The organism is Massilia sp. (assembly GCF_046293535.1).
Classification (GTDB): Bacteria; Pseudomonadota; Gammaproteobacteria; order Burkholderiales; family Burkholderiaceae_D; genus Telluria.
In genome coordinates this window covers 1-1,696 of record NZ_JBKBOV010000091.1, presented here as the reverse complement: position 1 = coordinate 1,696, position 1,696 = coordinate 1, and the positions used below count along the sequence as shown (strand labels likewise).

Sequence of the window (1,696 nt, the reverse complement as noted above, 5' to 3'; positions counted from 1 at the left end):
GCCGCCAAGCTCGCCCGCCGCAAGGCAAGCGATGTGACGCTGATCGCCGTTTCCAAGACGCATGGCGCCGAGGCCATCGTGCCGCTGCTGGAGGCCGGCCAGCGCCATTTCGGTGAGAACAGGGTGCAGGAAGCGGCCGCCAAATGGCCGGCGCTGCGCGAGCAATTTCCCGACGTCACGCTGCACCTGATCGGCCAGCTGCAATCGAACAAGGCGGCCGATGCCGTGGCGCTGGCCGACGTGATCCACGCCGTCGATCGGCCCTCACTGGTCGGCGCGCTGGGCCGCGCGATGGATGCGCAGGATCGTCGTCTGCCCTGCTTCGTTCAGGTGAATATCGGCGAGGAGCCGCAAAAGGGCGGGTGCGCGATCGACGACCTGCCCGCGCTGCTTGCCGAGGCGCGGCAGGCGGACCTGCCGGTCGCCGGGTTGATGTGCATTCCCCCGGTCGGGGTCGATGCCGCGCCTTATTTCGCGCTCTTGGCGAAGCTGGCGCGTGAGGAAGGACTAACGGGCCTCAGCATGGGGATGTCGGATGATTTCGAGACAGCGGTGATGATCGGCGCCACCCATGTGCGTATCGGGTCGGCGCTGTTCGGCGCCCGCACCCAGCCGGAGGCGGGCGCATGATCGATTTCGACGCGCTGCTGTTCGATTTCGATGGCGTGCTGATCGAGAGCGAGTTTCTCGGCAACAAGCATATCGCCGATTTTCTGTCCGCAAACGGCCATCCGATCACGCCGGAGGAATCGATGGCCCGCTTCATGGGGCTGGCCGGCCAGGACTTCCTCAACCGTGTGGAGGATTTCATCGGCGGCCCGCTGCCCGGCAATTGGAACGAGGCGCGCCTGGCCGAGAATGAGCGCGTCCTGCTGGAAGGCGTCGAAGAGGTCGTCGGGGCGGTTGCCTTTGTTCGATCGCTGCCGGCCGACCTGCCCAAGGCGGTCGTCTCGTCCAGCTCGACACGGTGGATCAGCACGCACCTGCGCCACCTGGGGCTGGAGGATGTGTTCGGCGATCATCTATATTCCGGCGGAGAGCATGTCGCCCGCGGCAAGCCGGCGCCCGACCTGTATTTGCATGGCGCGGCGCAGCTGGGCGTGCCGATCGAACGCTGCGTGATCCTGGAGGATTCGCCCGTTGGCGCGACCGGCGCGGTCGCCAGCGGTGCACATGTGATTGGCCTGTGCGCCGGCAGCCATTGCGCGCTTGGGCATGACGAGCGGCTGCGCAAGATTGGCGTCCACACGATCGCGCACGATTTCGAGGGCGTCCGCCGTGTGCTCGGCCTGCCGGCGAGCGCGTAAGCCCGCCAGCACCGCGGCGCGCCTACGCCGTATCGGTCAGAGCTGGTGGCCAGTCCGGTCGCGCTTGGTGGCGAGGTAATGTTCGTTGTGCGGGTTGGTCGGCAGGAAATGCGGCACCCGCTCCACCACATTGATGCCATGCGCCTCCAGCCCCTGCACCTTGCCGGGGTTGTTGGTCAGCAGCCGGATGTCGCGCTGGCCGAGCAGGTCGAGCATCCGCGCCGCAACGCCGAAATCGCGCGCGTCAATCGCGAAGCCGAGGCGGGTGTTGGCGTCGACCGTGTCGAAGCCCTGATCCTGCAGCGCATAGGCGCGCAGCTTGTTGACGAGGCCGATTCCCCGCCCCTCCTGCCGCAGGTACAAGAGGATGCCCCAGCCGGCCTGAGCGA

Annotated in this window: 3 protein-coding genes; 2 read left to right on the top strand and 1 reads right to left on the bottom strand. The window is 67.2% G+C overall.

Going from position 1 to position 1,696, the window contains the following annotated elements:
* Together ACK4S9_RS23225 and ACK4S9_RS23220 are read left to right on the top strand one after the other, a co-directional pair.
* A partial coding sequence (locus ACK4S9_RS23225) for a YggS family pyridoxal phosphate-dependent enzyme (protein WP_409730306.1) occupies positions 1 to 630 on the top strand: 630 nt, incomplete at its 5' end.
* Positions 627 to 1,307, top strand: a complete 681-nt coding sequence (locus tag ACK4S9_RS23220) for an HAD family phosphatase (protein WP_350027175.1) — start codon at positions 627 to 629, stop codon at positions 1,305 to 1,307. The genes ACK4S9_RS23225 and ACK4S9_RS23220, both read left to right, overlap by 4 nt.
* Before the next feature lie 36 nt (positions 1,308 to 1,343).
* Here ACK4S9_RS23220 and ribA read toward each other — a convergent pair.
* Positions 1,344 to 1,696, bottom strand: a 353-nt coding sequence (gene ribA, locus ACK4S9_RS23215) for a GTP cyclohydrolase II RibA (RefSeq protein WP_409730304.1), incomplete at its 5' end; no start/stop codon positions are given.

Coding starts and splice junctions, on each gene's coding strand:
- ACK4S9_RS23220 (WP_350027175.1), top strand. CDS start 627: ATGATCGATTTCGACGCGCTGCTGTTCGATTTCGATGGCGTGCTGATC.